At 36.4% G+C, this 20,237-nt stretch carries 22 protein-coding genes; 19 read left to right on the top strand and 3 right to left on the bottom strand.

The window, feature by feature from the left end; translation table 11 throughout:
- The first annotated feature begins 342 nt into the window (after positions 1 to 342).
- The 15 genes from HMPREF2837_RS00895 (at position 343) to HMPREF2837_RS00825 (ending at position 14,794) form a co-directional block, all read left to right on the top strand.
- Positions 343 to 1,224 carry a diacylglycerol/lipid kinase family protein gene (locus HMPREF2837_RS00895; protein ID WP_049548234.1) on the top strand — a complete coding sequence of 294 codons (882 nt, stop codon included), beginning with the start codon at positions 343 to 345 and terminating at the stop codon, positions 1,222 to 1,224.
- 44 nt (positions 1,225 to 1,268) lie between these two features.
- Complete coding sequence (locus HMPREF2837_RS00890; RefSeq protein ID WP_049548233.1) at positions 1,269 to 2,147, top strand: DUF4300 family protein; 879 nt, start codon at positions 1,269 to 1,271, stop codon at positions 2,145 to 2,147.
- 98 nt (positions 2,148 to 2,245) lie between these two features.
- Positions 2,246 to 2,572: a hypothetical protein gene (locus tag HMPREF2837_RS00885; protein ID WP_049548232.1), complete on the top strand. Its 327-nt coding sequence runs from the start codon at positions 2,246 to 2,248 to the stop codon at positions 2,570 to 2,572.
- 33 nt (positions 2,573 to 2,605) lie between these two features.
- Positions 2,606 to 2,917, top strand: coding sequence for a hypothetical protein (locus HMPREF2837_RS00880; protein ID WP_049548231.1), 312 nt, complete (start codon positions 2,606 to 2,608; stop codon positions 2,915 to 2,917).
- Positions 2,918 to 2,965: 48 nt separating this feature from the next.
- A complete protein-coding gene (locus HMPREF2837_RS11355; RefSeq protein WP_049548230.1) occupies positions 2,966 to 3,157 on the top strand; it encodes a hypothetical protein in 192 nt (63 codons plus the stop codon).
- A gap of 212 nt (positions 3,158 to 3,369) precedes the next feature.
- Complete coding sequence (locus HMPREF2837_RS00870; RefSeq protein WP_049548229.1) at positions 3,370 to 4,827, top strand: type I restriction-modification system subunit M; 1,458 nt, start codon at positions 3,370 to 3,372, stop codon at positions 4,825 to 4,827.
- A 12-nt stretch (positions 4,828 to 4,839) separates the two neighbouring features.
- A complete protein-coding gene (locus HMPREF2837_RS10555; protein WP_083306450.1) occupies positions 4,840 to 5,979 on the top strand; it encodes a restriction endonuclease subunit S in 1,140 nt (379 codons plus the stop codon).
- A gap of 59 nt (positions 5,980 to 6,038) precedes the next feature.
- Positions 6,039 to 6,275 (top strand): AbrB/MazE/SpoVT family DNA-binding domain-containing protein, encoded by a 237-nt coding sequence (locus HMPREF2837_RS00860; protein WP_000260607.1) that lies wholly within the window; start codon positions 6,039 to 6,041, stop codon positions 6,273 to 6,275.
- A complete protein-coding gene (locus HMPREF2837_RS00855) occupies positions 6,272 to 6,685 on the top strand; it encodes a type II toxin-antitoxin system death-on-curing family toxin (protein ID WP_075230525.1) in 414 nt (137 codons plus the stop codon). Before HMPREF2837_RS00860 ends, HMPREF2837_RS00855 begins: the two co-directional genes overlap by 4 nt.
- A gap of 114 nt (positions 6,686 to 6,799) precedes the next feature.
- Positions 6,800 to 7,765, top strand: a complete 966-nt coding sequence (gene xerA, locus HMPREF2837_RS00850) for a site-specific tyrosine recombinase/integron integrase (RefSeq protein ID WP_049549514.1) — start codon at positions 6,800 to 6,802, stop codon at positions 7,763 to 7,765.
- A 33-nt stretch (positions 7,766 to 7,798) separates the two neighbouring features.
- Positions 7,799 to 8,929, top strand: a complete 1,131-nt coding sequence (locus tag HMPREF2837_RS10550; protein WP_083306449.1) for a restriction endonuclease subunit S — start codon at positions 7,799 to 7,801, stop codon at positions 8,927 to 8,929.
- Positions 8,930 to 8,957: 28 nt separating this feature from the next.
- Positions 8,958 to 12,308, top strand: a complete 3,351-nt coding sequence (locus HMPREF2837_RS00840; RefSeq protein WP_049548405.1) for a DEAD/DEAH box helicase family protein — start codon at positions 8,958 to 8,960, stop codon at positions 12,306 to 12,308.
- 19 nt (positions 12,309 to 12,327) lie between these two features.
- Complete coding sequence (locus HMPREF2837_RS00835) at positions 12,328 to 13,104, top strand: nucleotidyltransferase domain-containing protein (protein ID WP_049548406.1); 777 nt, start codon at positions 12,328 to 12,330, stop codon at positions 13,102 to 13,104.
- An 8-nt stretch (positions 13,105 to 13,112) separates the two neighbouring features.
- The gene (locus HMPREF2837_RS00830) at positions 13,113 to 14,165 is read left to right on the top strand and encodes a hypothetical protein (protein WP_049548407.1); all 1,053 of its coding nucleotides are present in this window, start codon (positions 13,113 to 13,115) and stop codon (positions 14,163 to 14,165) included.
- A 17-nt stretch (positions 14,166 to 14,182) separates the two neighbouring features.
- A complete protein-coding gene (locus tag HMPREF2837_RS00825; protein WP_049548408.1) occupies positions 14,183 to 14,794 on the top strand; it encodes a tetratricopeptide repeat protein in 612 nt (203 codons plus the stop codon).
- Positions 14,795 to 14,812: 18 nt separating this feature from the next.
- On the opposite strand, the gene HMPREF2837_RS00820 is transcribed toward HMPREF2837_RS00825, so the two are convergent.
- From HMPREF2837_RS00820 to HMPREF2837_RS11575, 3 genes are read right to left on the bottom strand one after another with little or no spacing between them, the layout of a single operon-like run.
- Complete coding sequence (locus HMPREF2837_RS00820) at positions 14,813 to 15,628, bottom strand: TIGR03943 family putative permease subunit (protein WP_075230524.1); 816 nt, start codon at positions 15,626 to 15,628, stop codon at positions 14,813 to 14,815.
- Positions 15,625 to 16,530: a permease gene (locus HMPREF2837_RS00815; RefSeq protein ID WP_075230523.1), complete on the bottom strand. Its 906-nt coding sequence runs from the start codon at positions 16,528 to 16,530 to the stop codon at positions 15,625 to 15,627. Before HMPREF2837_RS00815 ends, HMPREF2837_RS00820 begins: the two co-directional genes overlap by 4 nt.
- Positions 16,531 to 16,662 carry an SPJ_0845 family protein gene (locus HMPREF2837_RS11575; protein ID WP_000268695.1) on the bottom strand — a complete coding sequence of 44 codons (132 nt, stop codon included), beginning with the start codon at positions 16,660 to 16,662 and terminating at the stop codon, positions 16,531 to 16,533.
- 163 nt (positions 16,663 to 16,825) lie between these two features.
- Between HMPREF2837_RS11575 and HMPREF2837_RS00810 the strand changes: the two genes are divergently transcribed.
- The 4 genes from HMPREF2837_RS00810 to HMPREF2837_RS00795 all read left to right on the top strand — a co-directional run.
- On the top strand, positions 16,826 to 18,955 hold the full coding sequence (locus tag HMPREF2837_RS00810; RefSeq protein ID WP_075230522.1) for a Tex family protein: 2,130 nt from the start codon (positions 16,826 to 16,828) through the stop codon (positions 18,953 to 18,955).
- Positions 18,942 to 19,391, top strand: coding sequence for a SprT family protein (locus HMPREF2837_RS00805; RefSeq protein ID WP_075230521.1), 450 nt, complete (start codon positions 18,942 to 18,944; stop codon positions 19,389 to 19,391). The genes HMPREF2837_RS00810 and HMPREF2837_RS00805 overlap by 14 nt, the downstream gene beginning before the upstream one ends.
- A gap of 59 nt (positions 19,392 to 19,450) precedes the next feature.
- Positions 19,451 to 19,723 carry a PspC domain-containing protein gene (locus tag HMPREF2837_RS00800; protein WP_049503317.1) on the top strand — a complete coding sequence of 91 codons (273 nt, stop codon included), beginning with the start codon at positions 19,451 to 19,453 and terminating at the stop codon, positions 19,721 to 19,723.
- Positions 19,724 to 19,873: 150 nt separating this feature from the next.
- A partial coding sequence (locus tag HMPREF2837_RS00795; protein ID WP_148131778.1) for a transposase occupies positions 19,874 to 20,237 on the top strand: 364 nt, incomplete at its 3' end.

Raw genomic sequence — 20,237 nt, 5'->3', positions numbered from 1 at the left:
TTGTATCATATTTTGTTTCGCAGGAAGTCTATTAGTTTTTTTCAACATTTGTGGTTAAAAAAATAATAGAAGCATAGGTTTTGTTTTAAAGTAAATTAAAAACTGATGTATATGAAAAAAAGTAAATGAGATGATTTTTTCAGTTTGTAGCTTGATAGAATTTTTTCCACAAATCTATTTTTCCAATTTTGAAAGAATAATTCTTAGACAGTTCATGATTGTATCTATTTTAGTTTACTACTTTCAATTTTTGTTTTTAGAAATTTCATTATATAATAAAGTGTATCAAAAAAAGATATATTGATACCATAAATATGTGAATAGATATTGAGGAGAAAATGAATGCAAAAAATAATGTTGATTATCAATCCAACCTCTGGTGGCGAAAAGGCTTTAGATTATAAGGAAAAGTTAGAAAATAAGGCTAAAAAATACTTCGAGCAAGTCGATACCAGAATTACACAAAAAGCGCAAGACGCAACCAACTTCGCCACAGAAGCTTCTCGGGAGCATTATGAGGCAGTTCTCGTATTCGGTGGAGATGGGACCGTCAATGAAGTGATCTCAGGTATCGCTGAAAGAGACTACATTCCGAAACTAGCAATTATACCTGGAGGAACTGGAAATCTGATTACGAAACTTTTAGAAATTAATCAAGATATAGACGGGGCTATTGACGAGCTTGATTTCAATTCTACAAATAAGATTGATATCGGAAAATCAAATGGAAATTATTTTGGTTATATCTTTAGTATTGGTTCACTACCAGAGGCCATCCATAACGTTGGGATAGAGGATAAAACAAAGTTTGGTATGCTAGCCTATGCGGTTAATACTGTAAAGTCTGTCGTGACAGATCAAGAATTTAACATTCAAGTTGAAACAGAAAATGGAAACTATATTGGAGAAGCAAGTCACGTTTTAGTTCTTCTTACCAATTATTTTTCTGACAAAAAAATCTTTGATGAAGACAAGGAGGGTTATGCTAATATTTTGATTTTAAAAGATGCCTCAATTCTTACTAAATTGTCAGTTATTCCTGACTTATTAAAAGGGGATGTCGTTGAAAATGATCACATCGAGTACATAAAAGCTCGTCATATCAAAATCTCTTCAGATTGTGAATTGGAAACGGATGTTGATGGCGACAAATCTGATGACCTACCAGTAGAAATTAAGGTGCTAGGTCAGCATATCGAGGTCTATTCTCAACCGAAAGAATAATCTTATTTACCTTTAACAACAATTTTTTAAACAAAGGAAAGCCTATGAAAATTAAAAAATTAGCAACTGTTGGTCTTTGCTCAACACTTCTTTTGACCTTAGTAGCTTGTAGTCAAACTCAAAAGACTTCTGATAGTACTGCTGAAACTTCAGTGACTCAATCGCAGTCGAATCAGGTTTCTTGGAAAGCCACTTATAGCAATTTGAACAATCAACCGAGTGCAGAAGAAGTTCGGAAAGCCTTGGTTGCACATTTGGATAAAGATAGTGTCGATGCATTTTTCAACCTTGTCAATGATTATAACAATACTGTCGGTTCAGTAGGCTTAACTGGAGATTTTTCTACATTTACCAAAACAGACTATGATGTTGAAAAGATAAGCAATCTTTGGGCACCGAAGAAAGGTGATTTTGTTGGTACCAACTGTCGTATTAACAGTTATTGTTTATTGAAAAATTCTATCGAAATTCCGAAGTTAGAGAAAGATGATTCCCTTTTGTTTGTCGATAATGATGCCATTGATAAGGGAAAAGTCTTTGGTACGGAAGACAAAGATGCTTTTGATATTTTATTCTCAAGAGTCAAGACCGAAGCAACGACAGATGTTAAGGTGCATGCTGCTAAGATGGAACAATTCCTTTCTCAATTCAAGTTTAATGAAAATGCAAGAATGCTCTCCGTAGTAGTGCATGATGACTTGGATGGTCAATCCTTATTTATTGGCCATGTCGGGATACTTGTGCCAAGTGAGGATGGCTATCTCTTTGTCGAAAAGTTAACCTTTGAGGAGCCTTATCAAGCCATCAAATTTGAAACCAAGGAAGATTGCTACAAATATCTAGATACAAAATACGAAAACTATACAGGTGAAGGTCTAGCGAAGCCCTTTATTATGGATAATGATAAGTGGGTTCAACTCTAAAAGTAGTATTTTGGGGATGATTTGCCTAAAGAGTAGGATAAGAAGTTACCAACCGAATGATAGTTAAATTGATATGATTAGAGTAGAGGACACCAAGCATGGATGAACATACATTAAGAGTTGTAAAAATTGATAAGGAAGCTATTTTTGAGCTGCTCTACGAGACTTTTATAGCGCAAGAGCAAGAACTGCTGGACCTGTCGCCAGTAGATCTTATCAATGATTGTGCTATGGATTGGGAAAATGAAGAGTTTATCTTTGCAGCACATCTTCAGGAAAATAGTCTGGGAGAATTGAATCCTCTTCCCAAAGATATTGATATTCAAGAGTTGCTGAAAAAACTACCTGTTACAACAGATTCCGTTCTTGGGAAAGAGAGGATTTATAGAGATTTTTCATTCGACCAATTAAAAAAAATAGTATAATAGTAGTAAATAAAATAGTCATAAGGAGACACAATGGATATTAAAGATTTTACAGAAAAAGAACAAGAAATGATTAAAAAGGGACTAACTTTCTCTAAGCTGAACGATAAGGAAACAGCTGATAAGATTATCGCCTTAATTCCTCAAGATATGATTAAACGGATTCCATTTTTTGTTAGAAAACATGCCATTACACGTACTGTCAAGAGAATCTCGCTTGAGTATCCAGGATTGTACGCTGTAGCTGAACAAGAAGGCCAACTTCCTGAAAAGGAAGCTCAAGAATTGCGCCAAATTCTTACAGATATTTTCCAAGAGAAAATGAACAAGCATAAGATTAAATAAGTTTTGAGATTTAGCAATAAGATGTCGATTGTGCATTAGGAGTTGAGTATGGCTATTGATGGCGTTAAAATCATTGACAGTGATCAAGGGTATGACATTTACAATGAGGTAGTTGGTCGCTATAGAGATGGTGATCATGTGGCCAATATTATCAAGGATATCCTTGATGCTGAGAAAGATTATTGTCAAATAACAGTGACTTCCTATTTTGGAATGAATATTATAGTCTTATCTGTCTAGATGAAAATTATTTGATGACTGATTTTGAACTAGCTGCCCAAGTAGCGTGATGTGAATAAATAGTTTAAGAAAAAGCCTATCGTAGGCTTTTTTCTGTAGATACTATAATAATTTTTTGATAATGTCCTAGGATTCTGATAAAATGGGGTATAAGAAGTTTTAAAATTTTAAATGACAGTTTTTTAAAATTGAAACATTTTGAGAGGTAAAATATGATTACAGGCGAATTAAAGAATAAGATTGATCAGCTTTGGGAAATGCTATGGACAGAGGGGAATGCGAATCCTTTGACCAACATTGAGCAATTGACTTATCTTTTATTTATGAAGGATTTGGACAGAGTTGAACTTGGACGAGAAAATGATGCTGAATTTCTAGGCATTCCCTATGAGGGAATTTTCCCAAAAGATAAACCTGAATATCGTTGGTCAACCTTTAAGAACTTAGGAGATGCGCAAGAAGTTTATCGCCTGATGTCACAAGAGATTTTTCCATTTATTAAGAATCTGAAGGGGGATACTGACGATACAGCTTTTTCACGTTATATGAGGGATGCTATTTTTCAAATCAATAAACCTGCTACCTTACAAAAGGCGATAGCTGCTCTGGATGAGTTACCTACGGATATAAAAGATATTGGTGACATTTACGAGTATCTATTGTCAAAATTATCTCAGGCAGGGGCAAATGGTCAATTTCGTACTCCTCGTCATATCATTGATATGATGGTTGAACTCATGCAACCGACAATTAAGGATATTGTTTCAGATCCTGCCATGGGTTCTGCAGGATTTTTGGTTTCTGCAAGTCGCTACCTAGACCGAAGAAAAGAAGAGTGGCAGACAAATATTGATAGTGTAAAGCATTTCCACAATACCATGTTTCATGGGAATGATACGGATACGACAATGTTGAGACTTGGGGCTATGAACATGATGCTCCATGGGGTTGAAAATCCCCAAATTAGCTATCTGGATTCTCTCTCTCAAGATAACGAAGAAGCTGATAAATATACTCTAGTTTTAGCCAATCCACCTTTCAAAGGTTCTCTTGATTATGATTCAACCTCTGGAGATTTGTTGGCTACGATTAAGACTAAGAAGACAGAGTTACTTTTCCTTGCTCTTTTCTTACGCACTTTGAAGCCAGGTGGACGTGCAGCTGTTATTGTACCGGACGGTGTCCTCTTTGGCTCCTCTAAAGCTCATAAAGGGATTCGTCAGGAAATCGTTGAGCACCATAAACTAGATGCAGTTATTTCGATGCCAAGTGGTGTTTTCAAGCCTTATGCAGGGGTTTCAACTGCTATCCTTATCTTCACTAAGACTGGAAATGGTGGGACGGATAAGGTTTGGTTTTACGATATGAAAGCAGACGGTCTGAGCTTAGATGATAAACGACAACCTATCGAGAACAATGATATTCCAGATATTATTCAACGATTCCATCAATTAGAGAAAGAAGCAGATCGCAAGAGAACAGACCAGTCCTTCTTTGTTCCAGTTGATGAGATTAAGGAAAATGATTTTGATCTGTCCATCAATAAATACAAAGAAATCGAGTATGAAAAAGTTGAGTATGAACCAACAGAAGTCATTTTAAAGAAAATCAATGATCTAGAAAAAGAAATTCAAGCTGGCTTAGCAGAGTTAGAAGAATTACTAAAATAGGGAGATGAACGTATGAAAAAAGTGAAGTTGGGGGAAGTTTGTGAGATAAGAATTGGCAAGACACCAAATCGTTCTCAAACTTTATATTGGGGAGGTGACTATCCTTGGTTATCCATTTCTGATATGAAAGGGAAAATATTATGTACTACAAAGGAAAAAATAACTCAAGAAGCTGTCCAAAAAGAAAAAATGCAAATTGTTTCAAAAGGGACAGTTGTGATGAGTTTTAAGTTATCTATTGGCAAGGTTGGGATTCTTGCTGAAAATATGTACACAAACGAAGCAATAGCTAATTTTGTGGTTAAAAATAATAAGATGCTTTTTAATGAATATCTTTACTATGCACTACAAGGAATAAATTTTGATAGTTTAACAGACAGGGCTGTGATGGGTAAAACGTTAAACAAGGCAAAGTTGAATAACTTGTCTATTGTATACAACGAGCCTTTTATGCAACAGCAAATTGTTTTGAGATTAGATGGTGTTAATAAATTAATTGAATCTCGTAAACAACAACTATCTGAATTATCAAAACTCGTCAAATCCCGATTTAACGAGATGTTTGAAGATTATCCTGACTCAGTATTCTTAGATACATATATAAAAGAACTGAGAGCAGGTAAAAGTTTAGCTGGTGAGGAAAATAATAAGAATAAAGTATTAAAAACAGGAGCTGTATCGTACGATTATTTTAATTCCTCTGAAGTAAAAAATTTACCAATTGACTATATTCCCTTAGATGAACATAAAGTTGAAATAGGGGATGTAATTATTAGTCGTATGAACACTTCTGAACTAGTTGGGGCTGCTGGGTATGTTTGGGCTATCAATAGTGATAATATATATTTGCCAGATAGATTATGGAAGGTTATTCTGAATGATCGAGTAAATCCAGTTTTCTTATGGAAGCTTATTACAAATGAGAAAACAAAATTAAAAATTAAGAGAATTTCCTCTGGAACTAGTGGGAGTATGAAAAATATTTCGAAATCAAAATTTTTACAAATTAGAGTCCCCCTCCCCCCTCTTTCCCTACAAAACGAGTTCGCAGACTTTGTGGCTCAGGTTGACAAATCACAATTGGCAATTCAAAAATCACTAGAAGAACTTGAAACTTTGAAGAAATCTCTTATGCAGGAGTATTTTGGCTGATATTCTGTCATTGTAATTACGGTAATTATTTGTTATAATACTTCAAAGGAGGAAATCAGATGGTAGTAAAAACAAGAAAACAAGGAAATTCAATCACCATTACCATTCCAAGTGAATTCAATATTCCAAGTGGTGTAAAATACGAAGCGAAATTGTTACCAAGTGGTGAAATTATCTTTACTCCCGAAGAGTCTGGACATCAGATTTCTTATGTATCTGATGATGCCTTTGACTTAAATTTGGACAAAATTTTTGACGAATACGATGATGTTTTCAAAGCTTTGGTGGAAAAATGACAGTCTATCTTACAGAAAGGCAAATTGAAAAAATCAATGCTTTAGCAATTCAACGGTATTCACCTAATGAAAAAATTCAAACGGTTAGTCCTTCTGCCTTAAATATGATTGTCAATTTACCAGAACAATTTGTCTTCGGTAAACCTCTTTATCCAACAATTTTTGATAAGGCAACGATACTATTTGTCCAATTGATCAAGAAGCATATTTTTGCCAACGCTAATAAACGAACTGCTTTCTTTGTTTTGGTGAAATTTCTACAGTTAAATGGTTATCGTTTTTCTGTAACAGTTGAAGAAGCGGTCGATATGTGTGTAACTATCGCAGTAGAATCCTTAACAGATGAAAAGTTGTCTAGCTACACCAAATGGATCTCAGAACATTCATTTAGAGCTAATGGCCAAATTTAAGATTGGATATTTAAATCCTATAAGTAAAAAATAGATAAACAGACAGTATTAGAATTCTGTAATGCAGAAAACTAATATTGTCTCTTTTTATTGAAATAATGAAAGTGAGAAAATATGGAAACAAAAGTGACAATCATCATTCAAGAAATGCTACCTCTTTTAAACAATGCACAATTACTAGCATTACGGGAGAGTTTAGAGCGTCATTTAGTGAGTGGTGTAAATCAACAGAAGTATACGAATAATTCCTTGTTAGCCTTATTTATTACTGCTAAACAGGTGGAGGGGTGTAGTGCAAAAACCATTCGTTATTATCAAAGAACCATTGAAAACTTATTTACAAGCATAAAGCAGTCTGTAACACAACTGACAACAGATGATTTGAGAAGTTATCTAGCACAGTATCAGTCAGAAAAAGATTGCAGTAAAGCAAATTTGGACAATATCCGACGCATCCTGTCTTCGTTTTTTGCTTGGCTTGAGCAGGAGGAATATATCATCAAAAATCCTATTCGACGGATAAAAAAGATTAAGACCGAACAAACTGTGAAAGAAACTTATACTGATGAACATCTTGAAATCATGCGAGACAATTGTGAAAACTTAAGGGATTTAGCAATGATCGATCTACTAGCTTCTACAGGAATGCGCGTGGGAGAACTTGTTCAACTGAATCGCTCAGATATCGACTTTGAAAATCGTGAATGTGTTGTATTTGGGAAAGGTAAAAAGGAGAGACCTGTTTATTTTGATGCTCGTACGAAAATCCATTTAAGGAACTATATCAATAGCAGAGAAGATAATCATCCAGCACTTTTTGTTACTTTGCTTGGAAAAGCCCAGAGACTTGGAATAGCTGGTGTTGAGATTCGATTAAGAAAGTTAGGTCAAAAGCTTGGAATTCAAAAGGTCCACCCTCATAAATTCAGAAGAACACTAGCAACAAAGGCAATTGATAAGGGAATGCCTATCGAACAAGTCCAAAAACTGCTAGGTCACAGCAAAATTGACACAACCTTAGCCTATGCTATGGTCAACCAAAGTAATGTCAAACATTCCCATCAGAAATTCATCTCTTAAGTGCAAATCCCGATATTTCGAGGAGGTGGTTGCATGAAGAAAGTGAAACTAGGTGAAATTTGTGAGATACAAGCAGGAGGAACTCCTTCAAGAAATAAGCAAGAATTTTGGGTTCAAGGTAATATACCTTGGGTAAAAATAAAAGATATAAACTCAAAATACATCTCTAAAGTTGAAGAACATATTACAGATTTAGGATTGCGGTTTTCCTCTGCAAAATTATTTTCAAGAGGTACGATATTGTATACTATTTTTGCTACTATTGGTGAAGTAGCTATATTAGATATTGATGCTGCAACAAATCAGGCTATAGCAGGTTTACATTTAAAGTCTGAAAAAGTATTAAAAGAATATCTTTATTTTTTCCTTCTTTCTATTAAAAATAGAGTAAAAAACGATAGTAGAGGAGTAGCTCAGAATAATATTAATTTAACGTACTTAAAAAATATAGAGGTCCCTATTGTTGAAAATAGTATTCAGCAAGAAATTTGTAATAATTTAACTAAAATAAATCAAATAATTACTCTACGTAATCAGCAACTCATAGAACTCTCAAACCTTGTAAAATCCCGATTTAACGAGATGTTTGGAGATCCTGTTTTGAATGAAATGGGTTGGGAAATTGAAACACTTAATAAAATTGGAACTATTGGACGTGGTGTTTCTAAGCATAGACCACGAAATGCTTCGGAATTATTTGGAGGAATCTATCCGTTTATACAGACGGGAGATGTAGCTAATTCAGGAAACTATATTGTAGATTATCATTCTACATATTCTGAGTTTGGTCTTAAACAAAGTAAATTGTGGGATAAAGGGACATTATGTATAACTATCGCAGCTAATATAGCTAAAACAAGTATATTGGCTTTTGATTCATGTTTTCCAGATAGCATTGTTGGTTTTATTCCGGGAGAAAGAACCAATAATATGTTTATTCATTATTGGTTTAGTTACTTTCAAAAGATACTAGAAAGTCAAGCTCCAGAATCAGCACAAAAGAATATAAATTTAAAAATATTAAGTGAACTCAAAGTAATCCTCCCTCCTCTTTCCCTCCAAAACGAGTTCGCAGACTTTGTGGCTCAGGTAGATAAATCACAATTTACTTGTCAGATGGCTATAAAACTGTGGAGAAATAGCTTAAAATCTAGTATAATATAGCTATCTATTTAATCAAAGTGAGAGAAAAATGGGAAATTTTGATTTTCTTTTAAATAACAAGGAGTATGAATCTTTTTCGAGGCCCTGTATAGAAGCTGAGAATATGATTGGGACATCCACTGTAGCGACAGCTTTCATGGCGCGTCGTGCCTTGGAGCAGGCTGTTCATTGGATTTATAGCCATGATTCTTATTTGGAAGCCCCTTATCGTGCTACCTTGTCTTCATTAGTTTGGGATGATGACTTTAGAGAAATCGTAGATCCAGAGCTTCATAGTCAGATGGTTCTCTTGATACGCTGGGGCAATCATGCTGCTCATGGTGGGGAGATCAAGGAACGTGAAGCGATTTTAGCCTTACATCATTTGTACCAGTTCGTAAACTTTATTGATTACTGCTATAGCAATGAGTTTGTGGAACGTTTTTTTGACGAGAAGTTATTGCCAATTTCAGAGAATGTCAAGGAAAGAGAAACACCACAAGCCATGGTGGAACTGCAAGACAGTTTACCTGTTATGCCTGACTTTCATGAACTAATGGCTGTACAGTCCTTGGAAGTTCAAGAGAATTATACAGAAAAACGTGAAACTGCTGCTCAACGGCAAGAGGTTTCCTTTCATATCGATCAGTTATCTGAGGCTGAGACAAGAAAACTTTTTATTGACATTGATTTACGATTAGCGGGTTGGAAATTTGAAGAAAATTGTCGAGTTGAAGTCGCTGTTAATGGACTGAAACACGGATCGGGAACAGGTTATTGTGATTATGTCCTTTATGGTAAAAATGGAAAGATTTTAGCAATTATTGAAGCTAAAAAGGCTGCAGTGAATCCAGAAGTCGGTGAAGTACAAGTTAAGGAATATGCTAAAGCGCTAGAGGAAAAAATAGGTTACCAACCGATTTGTTTTATTACAAATGGCCTCAAGCACTACATTCTTGATGGTGTAAATCGTCGCCAGGTTGCAGGATTCTATTCTCAAGAAGAATTGCAATTATTGATGGACAGACGACATTTGCAAAAACCACTTGAGGATATTTCTAGTAAAATCAGAGACGATATCTCTGGACGATATTACCAGAAACATGCGATTGCAAGTGTTTGTGAGGCTTTTTCTAACAATCGAAGACAAGCTCTTTTGGTAATGGCAACTGGTTCTGGGAAAACTCGAACAGCAGTCTCTCTTGTTGATATCCTATCACGTCACAATTGGGTCAAAAATATTCTCTTTCTAGCTGACCGGACATCTCTTGTAAAACAAGCCTATGATTCATTTAGGAAATTACTTCCTGATCTTTCGGTTTGTAACTTTTTAGAGGATAAAGCTGGGGCACGATCAAGTCGTATGGTTTTTTCTACTTATCCGACCATGATTGGAGCTATTAGTGATCAGGAAGAAGTCATTCAACGCCCTTTTACTGTTGGTCATTTTGATCTTATCATTATTGACGAGTCCCACCGCTCTATTTATCAAAAATATAAGACAATTTTTGATTATTTTGATGCTAGAATCGTAGGCTTAACGGCCACACCTCGTCAGGATCTTGATAAAAACACTTATGGATTTTTTAACTTGGAGAATGGTGTTCCTACCTATGCTTATGATCTTGAAGAGGCTGTTGAGGATGGCTACTTGGTATCCTATCATTCGATTGAAACCAAGTTAGAATTACCTACAGATGGGCTTCATTACGATGATCTATCCCAAGAAGATAAAGAATATTTTGATAGCCAATTTGAAGATGATAGTCTAGAAAAAGACATTGATGCTGGAGCTTTTAATTCCTTTATTTTTAATAAAGGTACAGTAGAGATTGTTCTAGATGAACTAATGACGAGAGGGATTCAGACGGCTTCGGGTGATGAGATTGGAAAAACTATCATCTTTGCCAAGAATCATCATCATGCTGAATTTATTAGAGAGATTTTTAATAAACGATATCCTGAAAAGGGGAGCGACTATGCTCAGGTGATTGATTATAGTATTAAACATTATCAGACCTTGATTGATGATTTTAAAATCAAAGAGAAATATCCTCAAATTGCAATTTCAGTTGATATGCTTGATACAGGTATTGATGTCCCAGAGGTTGTCAATTTAGTCTTTTTCAAGAAAGTTCGCTCAAAAACAAAATTTTGGCAGATGATTGGTCGTGGAACGCGTCTCTGTAAAGATTTGTTTGGACCTGATCAGGATAAGGAAAACTTCTTGGTATTTGATTATGGTGACAACTTTGAATACTTTAAAGCAGATCCTAGAGAAGGAAATGGACGTCATATTGTTCCCTTGGCACAGCGTTTGTTTAATATCAAGGTGGACTTGATTCGTGAACTGCAAGACCTTCACTATCAAGAGGATCCATTTGCAAGAGAGTATCGTCAGCAACTCGTCTCAGAACTTCATAGTCATGTAGAGGACTTGAATGAGTTAGACTTTAGAGTTCGTATGGTCTTAGATATGGTTTATACCTATAAGAAATTAGAAAATTGGCAAAATCTTACAACGATTTCATGTGAAAATCTTCATAGTCATATCTCCCCTCTCATATTTGATGAAGATAATGAAAATGAAATGGCGAGACGCTTTGATTTATGGATGTTAGAAATTCAAGTCGGACAATTGACCTCTAAGCCATCAAGGACTCATATATCTCAAGTTATGAAAACTGCTCAGGCCCTTGCTTCTGTTGGTAATATCCCTCAGGTCTTTGCACAGGCAGAAATTATCAGGAAAGTACAAGAACCTGAATTTTGGGAGGAAGTAAGCTTGTCTGAACTTGAAAAAATACGCCTTTCTCTAAGAGATTTATTGCAATTCTTAGATAAAACGAATCGAAAGGTATATTATGTCAATTTTGAAGATCGAATTCTTTCTACTGTATATGAAACCACTCCTTATTTGCAGGTAAATGATCTTCGATCCTATAACGAAAAAGTTGAGCATTATTTGAAAGCTCATTTGGATGAGGAAGCAATTTCTAAATTGTATCATAACAAGAAGTTGACTGCACAAGATTTATTAGCATTAGAAACTCTATTATGGGAAAAATTAGGAAGTAAAACTGACTATCAGCAACACTATGAAAACAAGGCTATTCCTAGATTGGTGCGGGAGATTATTGGTTTGAATAGAGAGGCTGCTAATCAAGTGTTTTCTAAGTTCTTGTCAGATGAAAGCCTTAATGCTAAGCAAATTTCTTTTGTGAAATTGATTGTCGATTATGTCGTTGAAAATGGGTATATGGATAAGTCGATGCTGACACAAGAACCGTTTAAATCTTATGGATCCGTACAAGTACTATTTCAACATCAAATACCAATATTGAGGAATATTGTCCAAACAATTGACTTAATCAATAATCGTGCCGAAGAAGTAGCTTGAATATAGAAATAGAACTACCATGCAAACACAAGAAGAAATGAATGTGCTAGTACCTGAAAAACTAGCAGAAATTGAGCGTGATTATGATGTTACAGTATTGTGGGCAATTGAGTCTGGTAGTCGCGCTTGGGGCTTTGAGTCTCCTGATAGTGATTTTGATGTACGTTTTGTATACAAGCACAAGCAAGATTTTTATCTAAGCTTGAACGATCATCGCGATGTCATCGAACTACCAATTGACGATACATGGGATGTGAGTGGCTGGGATTTGGACAAGGCTTTAAAGTTGCTTTATAAGTCAAATCCAACCCTCTTTGAGTGGTTACAGTCGCCAATCGTTTACCAGCAAGACGAAGGCTTTATTGACCGTATCCGTCCGCTTGTTAGTCAGTATTTTTCTGAGAAAAAGATGCTCCACCATTACTTGAATACTGCTAGAACTCAAATGAATAAGTATCTTTCAGGAGATAAGGTAAAACCTAAAAAGTATTTCTATGCACTTCGTCCTATTTTAGCTTGTCGTTGGATTGAAAAATATCATTCTGTTCCACCGATTTTGTTTGATGATTTGGTCAAAGAACTCCTCCCTGATGAAATGAAAGAGCATGTGTCTAGATTGCTTGATATAAAGGTAAAGGGACCTGAAGGTATGGAAATTGAGCCGATAGAGCCAATTCAGGACTTTATCATCAAAAATATCCAAGAGCTGGATGACTACGTCCAAAGTGTTACAGAGGAAAAGAAAGACTGGAAAGCTCTCAATCAATTTTTCCTTGAAGAATTAAGTCGTGACTGAGGTTAATTATGGGAAAATGGACTTGTAGATGTGGTCAAGCAATGAACGACCACCAAGCGCCTGATCCAAATGCTTATTCGGTTTATTCGGATGAGTTATTAGTAGAAATTATGAATAAAAAAGATGGTAATGATACAATTTCCTATGAAGACATTTCAGAGGCTTCATTCTATATGTGGAAATGCCCAAATTGTGGTAGTTTTATGGTCTTTGGTGAAGAGGATAATAAAGATTGTTTCACTTTTTATGAGTGCCAGACCAGTGCAAAAGCAGAACCACTTTTCGATCCTGATCAAGAGTTAAATATTGTAGTTGTTGAGTTTCAAGAAGGTGGAAATGGTTATACTTATATCTGTGACGACCCAACTATTCATGTCGGGCATGGTGTGATTGTTCCAACCGGGAAGGAAAATACTGAAAAAACTGCTTTAGTTGTCCAGAAGTATCATGCCCTACCAAAGGATATCACTTTTCCCGTCGAAAAGTTAAAACGTGTCATTCGTAGGTATACAGATTTTGATCCACTGACTTCTACAATAGTTTGTGCAAATCTAGTTAAACATGGAAGGATTTTAGATGCTTGCTTGAAAAAAGTAAAAGTAGATTCTAAACAAATTTACCATGCAATCAAAACTCCCTTGGGACACTTTTGGTTAGAGTTAAATGGAGTTCCTATTCCAATGAAAATCTCACAAATACAAGCCAGAGATAAAAAGTATCAGGTGGATGGTGCCTTTTATATTAAGCCCGCCAAAGTAAACTATAGAAAATTCTTTACTCTAGAGTTATGTGCAGATTTTGATATTGACGCCTCTCGTTGGATTGACGTTCTATCAGATGAAAATGTTTGGGGGAATACCTGGGAACTGAATGGGCTTCAATTTGGAATTACTGCAGGAGAGTCTCCAGAATTTGAAGATGAAGTAGTTGCAAGAAAATTTAGCCGTATCCCACTTTATTATGACTGGCATCCAGAATTTGAAGACTATTATGGCTTCAGTATAGCCTGGAAAAAATACGAGTCTGATAGTGATTTGTCGATTGATTTCTATACCACATAAGCTAGAGGAGAATAAGCATGAATCAAGCCTGGGAATTATTGTTTGAGGGGAAGATTGAAGAGGCCAAGAAATTAGTCTCAGAAACTTTCTCGTTAGAAACTTGCAAGGATTACAGCCTTCTCAATTTGCTGGGTTATATCAAGCTCTTTGAAAAAGACTATAAAGAAGCTTTACTGATTTATCAAAAATATCTTGAAATAGCAATATCAAGTCAAGATAAAGAAAATGAACATATAGGCTATCACCAGTTAGCCATGGTTTATCGTGAAATGAATGACTATCAAACAGCTCTTAACTATATCAATAAAGAGCGAGAAATTATTGAAGATTCTTTTTCAGAGGATGCACTCAAATCTTCTGTCAATAATTATGAGCAAGGTTATTTACGATTAAAACTAGGGGAAATAACAAAAGCAATCATGTATATGGAACAGTCCTTAAAGCAAGCATTACAAACGGATGATCTGATAGCTCAAGCCTGTTCCTATAGAGGTTTAGGTGAGATTTATTCTGCTGAAAATTCAGAAAAATCGCAAGAGAATTTTTTACAAGCTATCGAACTTTTTGAAAAAGCTGACGATCAGATCGGTGCACGAGAAGTTAAAACCTTACTAAACAAGAAAAAGTAGCCCACTCAGGCTACTTTTTTAAAATTCTTTATAAACATAAGGATTCTCTGGTTTATCGACTTTTACAAAGGACTGGACTTCAAGGGCTGGGAGGACTTGGTTGAGTTCTTTGTGGTAGTGATTCTTAATCCTGCCTTTGACTTTCACCCAGGTGTTATTTTCGTAGTGATTAGTGTTTCCAGTGGTCAAAAGGCCAAAAACTCCTGAATCAGCGATACAGTGCATGATACCAAAGCGAAAAACAAATTGACTATTGGTATGATTTGGATCGTTGTAGACAAAGCCAATAAACTCGATTTCCTTGCCTTCAAATTCATTTGGATAATCATAGATAGCTTCCATGATCTCCAGGTAATTTTCATCATTGATAACTATACTAGATTGAGCTAAGTATTTATCAGCACTCTTTCGAATAATATTTTCGTGAGCTGTTTGTGAATAAAAGCGACTGGTATCTGGCTTGAGATACTGACTACTCGTTCCTTCACTTGCTTGGATTGCCTTGTCAATCCCTTCTGATAAAGGGAAATAATATCCTTTTGCAGATACTGTTTGTGAATCCAGAGTGACAGTTGGAAAGGTAAATCCAACTAACAAGGGTAAACTTAAGAGGGTAAAACTGGCAAGCTTGGCTGAAAAACTATGTAAGTGACTATGTTCTTTCAAACGCTTGAAGCAAATATAAGCTTGAACGATGGCTAGTAACAAAGATAAAAACATAGTGATATAAGCCAGATATGAGTAGTGGAGGTTTATATACTGATTGAGCTTACCTGATAGATGCAGATAAAGGGTTAAGATAAAATAGCCAAATAAGATAAAAAATCGAATCATAGCATCACCCCGACTAGATAAGAATAGACAAGAACAACAAGAGTTACAATTGTCATGAATTGCCAAATAAAGCGAGTTTTGAGATAATTCTTCATCATGAGGAGGTTCTTGACATCAAGCATGGGACCTATAACCAGAAAGGCAAGCACTGGAGCAAAGTCAAAACTTGATAGAAGAGAAGATCCGATAAAGGCATCCGCTTCACTACAGAGTGATAGAAGGAAGGACAGGACCATCAGAAGAACAATCGCAAGTAGTGGTGTTGCGCTGATGGATGTCAGGATACGAGTTGGAACATAAACCTGGACTATGCTAGCAAACAGACAGCCAAAAACCAAGTAACGCCCCATATCAAAGAATTCATCAATAGCTTGAATGAATACCTGAAGAATTTTTTGACTTTTAGTCAAGTGAGAAAAATCATGCTCATGGCAAGCCAATCTATTTTCTTTTTGGATAGGTTCCTCCCAGACAAAACCAAGAAAGATACCCAATATAGTAGCAACGAGAATAGAGCCCAAAGCACGTAGTAACACCATTTTAAATGAATTACCAAAGGCCGAATAGGTCGCAAAGAGTACGATGGGATTGATGATAGGAGCTGTTACTAGAAAGGGAACAGCTGTATAGCTTGGAACCTTCTTCTCCAAGAAGCGGTTGATGATTGGAACAATTCCGCACTCACAAGATGGGAAGAGAAACCCTATAAATGTACCAAAAAAGATTCTCCCCAAGGGATTTTTAGGGAGAAATCTATAAACTTTCTCAGGAGTCACATAGACTTCGATAGCACCAGAAATAATGCTTCCAATCAAAACGAAGGGTAGAGCTTCAATGATGATTGATAGAAAAATAGCGCCAGCTTGTAAAATACTCGAAGGCAGACTTTGAAAAATCGTCATCTATTTTTTCTTTTCTGCCTTATCTTTCTTTTCTTTGTCGTCTGGAAATGTCACTTGTTTCAAATCAGGGAGTTTAGCGAATTCTTCGAACATCTTATCTAAGTCATCAGTTTTTGTAAATTTAACAGCCATTGGGCATACCTCAATTCTTATAGTTTCCTCTATTATACTATTATTTCAGCCAAAAAGTTTAATTTTAAATTGTTAAGACCAATGAATTTTAATCTTCAACAAATACCAAGCTAACTGTGACATTAATGAAAACAAGCTTTCTTCCTTATGGTATAATAGGTACATGGATAAAAAATATGAAAAAATTTCCCAAGATTTGGGTGTAACCTTAAAGCAAATTGATACGGTTTTGTCTTTGACAGCAGAAGGAGCAACAATTCCCTTTATCGCTCGTTATCGGAAAGACATGACTGGTAGTTTGGATGAGGTGGCTATCAAAGCTATTATCGACCTTGATAAAAGTCTTACCAACCTCAATGATCGTAAGGAAGCGGTCTTAGCTAAGATTCAAGAACAAGGAAAGTTGACCAAGGAATTGGAAGAAGCTATCCTAGCAGCTGAAAAACTCGCAGACGTTGAAGAACTCTATCTTCCCTATAAGGAAAAACGTCGTACAAAGGCAACTGTCGCCCGTGAGGCTGGACTTTTTCCTCTTGCTCGCTTGATTTTACAAAACGTTCCTCATTTAGAAGCTGAAGCAGAAAAATTTGTCTGTGAAGGTTTTTCTAGTGGCAAAGAAGCCTTGGCGGGGGCAGTGGACATCTTGGTTGAAGCTCTTTCTGAGGATGTTAACTTGCGTTCGATGACCTATCAAGAAGTTCTTAGACATTCTAAGATTACATCTCAACTTAAAGACGAAACTCTAGATGAAAAGCAGGTTTTTCAGATTTATTATGATTTTTCAGAGACAGTTGGAAATATGCAGGGTTATCGTACCTTGGCCCTCAATCGTGGGGAGAAGCTAGGTGTCTTGAAGGTCGGTTTTGAACATGCGACGGACCGTATTCTTGCCTTCTTTGCTGCTCGTTTCAAAGTTAAGAACGCCTATATTAACGAAGTTATTCAGCAATCTGTTAAGAAAAAAGTATTGCCAGCTATTGAGCGCCGTATTCGTACCGAACTAACTGAGAAGGCAGAAGAAGGAGCCATTCAACTATTTTCTGACAATTTGCGTAATCTTCTCCTTGTTGCACCTCTTAAAGGGCGCGTGGTTCTTGGATTTGACCCTGCCTTTCGTACAGGTGCCAAGCTAGCTGTTGTGGATGCAACAGGGAAAATGCTGACGACTCAAGTCATCTATCCAGTCAAACCAGCCTCAGCTCGTCAAATCGAAGAAGCCAAGAAAGATTTGGCGGACTTGATTGGTCAGTACAGTGTAGAAATTATTGCCATCGGAAATGGAACTGCCAGTCGTGAAAGTGAAGCCTTTGTGGCGGAAGTTCTTAAAGATTTTCCTGAGGTTAGTTATGTCATTGTAAATGAAAGTGGTGCTTCTGTCTACTCTGCCAGCGAACTTGCTCGTCAGGAGTTTCCAGATTTGACCGTTGAAAAACGCTCAGCCATCTCTATCGCCCGTCGTTTGCAAGATCCTCTTGCCGAATTGGTCAAAATCGATCCTAAGTCAATCGGTGTAGGTCAGTACCAGCACGATGTCAGTCAGAAGAAACTGTCTGAAAGTCTGGATTTTGTCGTGGATACCGTGGTGAACCAAGTCGGTGTCAATGTCAATACAGCTAGTCCAGCCTTACTTTCGCACGTAGCTGGGCTTAACAAAACAATCTCTGAAAATATTGTAAAGTATCGTGAAGAAGAAGGTAAAATCACTTCACGCGCCCAAATCAAGAAAGTTCCTCGTTTAGGTGCTAAAGCGTTTGAACAGGCAGCAGGTTTCCTCCGTATCCCTGAAAGTAGCAATATCCTTGACAACACTGGTGTTCACCCAGAAAACTATGCTGCTGTTAAGGAACTCTTCAAACATTTGGACATTAAAGACCTAAATGAAGAAGCGCAAGCCAAACTCAAATCTATTTCAATCAAGGAAATGACCCAAGAATTAGAGCTCGGTCAAGAAACTCTAAAAGATATTATTGCAGATCTTTTAAAACCAGGACGTGATTTCCGTGATTCTTTTGATGCTCCAGTCCTTCGTCAGGATGTCTTGGATATCAAAGACTTACAAGTTGGGCAAAAACTTGAAGGAGTTGTGCGCAACGTCGTTGACTTCGGTGTCTTTGTTGACATTGGTATTCACGAGGATGGCCTGATTCATATCTCTCACATGAGCAAGAAATTCATCAAGCATCCGAGTCAGGTAGTATCGGTCGGCGATTTGGTAACCGTTTGGGTTAAAAAAATAGATGCTGACCGGGAAAAAGTGAATCTGTCGCTTCTTGCACCTAATGAATCTAACTGATTACGTTAAACAGGTCTCTTTAGAGGATTTTGGAAAAACTTTCAAACACCAAGCTCAATGGAATACTCGTCTGCGGTCGACAGGTGGACGATTTTTCCCAAAAGATGGTCATTTGGATTTTAATCCCAAGGTTTATCAAGAACTTGGTTTAGAGGTTTTTCGTAAAATTGTTCGTCATGAGCTCTGCCATTATCATCTTTATTTCGAAGGTAAAGGCTATCAGCATAAGGATTTAGCCTTTAAGCAACTTCTAAAAGAGGTCGACGGTCTCCGCTTTGTTCCTCCCTTGTCAAGTTCCAATCAAAAACCAAGCTTAGTCTATACTTGTCAGACTTGTCACCAAAACTATCAAAGAAAGCGGAAAATCGATACCAAGCGTTATCGTTGTGGTCTCTGTCGTGGAAAGCTCCTCTTGTTAAATCGGCCTAAGGACTGATGTAGCAAATCTAGCTTAGTGCTATACTAAGATTAAGAAATCCGAAAGAGGAATAAATTATGAATACAAAATTTTATAAAATGAGAAGAAATCGCATGATATCAGGTGTTCTTGCAGGTCTATCTGATAAGTGGAATCTTGATGTAACCCTAGTTCGTTTCCTTTTTGCAATCTTTACAATCGCAAATTTTGGACTCGGGATTATTATCTACATTATCCTAGCTTCGATCCTACCAACAAAAGAAGATATCGAAGCTGAAATGTATGGAACAGGCCCACGCAAGATTAAAGAAGCCCAACCTATCAATGATGACGAAGGTTGGTTTTGGTAAATCAAATTAACTGTCTATATTTTGATAGCAAAAAAAGATACCGCGCGGTATCTCAGATTGAAGACAAAGTCCTTAGAACTCAAGTTTCCAAGGGCTTTTGTTTTTGTAAAGTCGTATAATAGAGGTAAGAAGAGTTGTGAGGTAATCCCTATGTTTCACAAAGAAAAACCTGATTATAATCGTAAGCAATATGGTTTCTATACAATAGACGAATTGGTCCCAAAAGATCACTTTCTTCGACAAGTTGATTCAAAGGTTGATTTTGACTTTATCTATGACTTGGTAGAAGATACCTATAGTCCAGATAATGGTCGGCCTAGTCTTGATCCTGTCATGTTAATCAAAATTCCTTTGATCAAGTGTTTTTATGGTATCCATTCCATGCGCCAAACCATTAAAGAGATTGAAGTAAACGTAGCCTATCGTTGGTTTCTCGGACTAACTTTAGATGGTAAGGTTCCTCATTTTACTACCTATGGCAAGAATTACAGCCGTCGTTTTCAAGATAAAGAAC

Source organism: Streptococcus sp. HMSC071D03 (assembly GCF_001812125.1).
Lineage (GTDB): Bacteria > Bacillota > Bacilli > Lactobacillales > Streptococcaceae > Streptococcus > Streptococcus pseudopneumoniae_N.
Note: the sequence above shows the minus strand (reverse complement) of the source record. Positions and strands in the feature narration are given on the sequence as shown.

What these genes read in the sequence shown, in the direction of transcription:
- HMPREF2837_RS00860 (WP_000260607.1), top strand. Translation starts at nt 6,039, where the DNA reads ATGGTAGTAAAAACAAGAAAACAAGGAAATTCAATCACCATTACCATT.
- HMPREF2837_RS10555 (WP_083306450.1), top strand. Translation starts at nt 4,840, where the DNA reads ATGAAAAAAGTGAAGTTGGGGGAAGTTTGTGAGATAAGAATTGGCAAG.
- HMPREF2837_RS10550 (WP_083306449.1), top strand. Translation starts at nt 7,799, where the DNA reads ATGAAGAAAGTGAAACTAGGTGAAATTTGTGAGATACAAGCAGGAGGA.
- HMPREF2837_RS00820 (WP_075230524.1), bottom strand. Translation starts at nt 15,628, where the DNA reads ATGATTCGATTTTTTATCTTATTTGGCTATTTTATCTTAACCCTTTAT.
- HMPREF2837_RS11575 (WP_000268695.1), bottom strand. Translation starts at nt 16,662, where the DNA reads ATGGCTGTTAAATTTACAAAAACTGATGACTTAGATAAGATGTTCGAA.
- HMPREF2837_RS00805 (WP_075230521.1), top strand. Translation starts at nt 18,942, where the DNA reads ATGAATCTAACTGATTACGTTAAACAGGTCTCTTTAGAGGATTTTGGA.
- HMPREF2837_RS00815 (WP_075230523.1), bottom strand. Translation starts at nt 16,530, where the DNA reads ATGACGATTTTTCAAAGTCTGCCTTCGAGTATTTTACAAGCTGGCGCT.
- HMPREF2837_RS00870 (WP_049548229.1), top strand. Translation starts at nt 3,370, where the DNA reads ATGATTACAGGCGAATTAAAGAATAAGATTGATCAGCTTTGGGAAATG.
- HMPREF2837_RS00840 (WP_049548405.1), top strand. Translation starts at nt 8,958, where the DNA reads ATGGGAAATTTTGATTTTCTTTTAAATAACAAGGAGTATGAATCTTTT.
- HMPREF2837_RS00800 (WP_049503317.1), top strand. Translation starts at nt 19,451, where the DNA reads ATGAATACAAAATTTTATAAAATGAGAAGAAATCGCATGATATCAGGT.
- HMPREF2837_RS00895 (WP_049548234.1), top strand. Translation starts at nt 343, where the DNA reads ATGCAAAAAATAATGTTGATTATCAATCCAACCTCTGGTGGCGAAAAG.
- xerA (WP_049549514.1), top strand. Translation starts at nt 6,800, where the DNA reads ATGGAAACAAAAGTGACAATCATCATTCAAGAAATGCTACCTCTTTTA.
- HMPREF2837_RS00810 (WP_075230522.1), top strand. Translation starts at nt 16,826, where the DNA reads ATGGATAAAAAATATGAAAAAATTTCCCAAGATTTGGGTGTAACCTTA.
- HMPREF2837_RS00855 (WP_075230525.1), top strand. Translation starts at nt 6,272, where the DNA reads ATGACAGTCTATCTTACAGAAAGGCAAATTGAAAAAATCAATGCTTTA.
- HMPREF2837_RS00835 (WP_049548406.1), top strand. Translation starts at nt 12,328, where the DNA reads ATGCAAACACAAGAAGAAATGAATGTGCTAGTACCTGAAAAACTAGCA.
- HMPREF2837_RS00885 (WP_049548232.1), top strand. Translation starts at nt 2,246, where the DNA reads ATGGATGAACATACATTAAGAGTTGTAAAAATTGATAAGGAAGCTATT.
- HMPREF2837_RS11355 (WP_049548230.1), top strand. Translation starts at nt 2,966, where the DNA reads ATGGCTATTGATGGCGTTAAAATCATTGACAGTGATCAAGGGTATGAC.
- HMPREF2837_RS00890 (WP_049548233.1), top strand. Translation starts at nt 1,269, where the DNA reads ATGAAAATTAAAAAATTAGCAACTGTTGGTCTTTGCTCAACACTTCTT.
- HMPREF2837_RS00830 (WP_049548407.1), top strand. Translation starts at nt 13,113, where the DNA reads ATGGGAAAATGGACTTGTAGATGTGGTCAAGCAATGAACGACCACCAA.
- HMPREF2837_RS00825 (WP_049548408.1), top strand. Translation starts at nt 14,183, where the DNA reads ATGAATCAAGCCTGGGAATTATTGTTTGAGGGGAAGATTGAAGAGGCC.
- HMPREF2837_RS00880 (WP_049548231.1), top strand. Translation starts at nt 2,606, where the DNA reads ATGGATATTAAAGATTTTACAGAAAAAGAACAAGAAATGATTAAAAAG.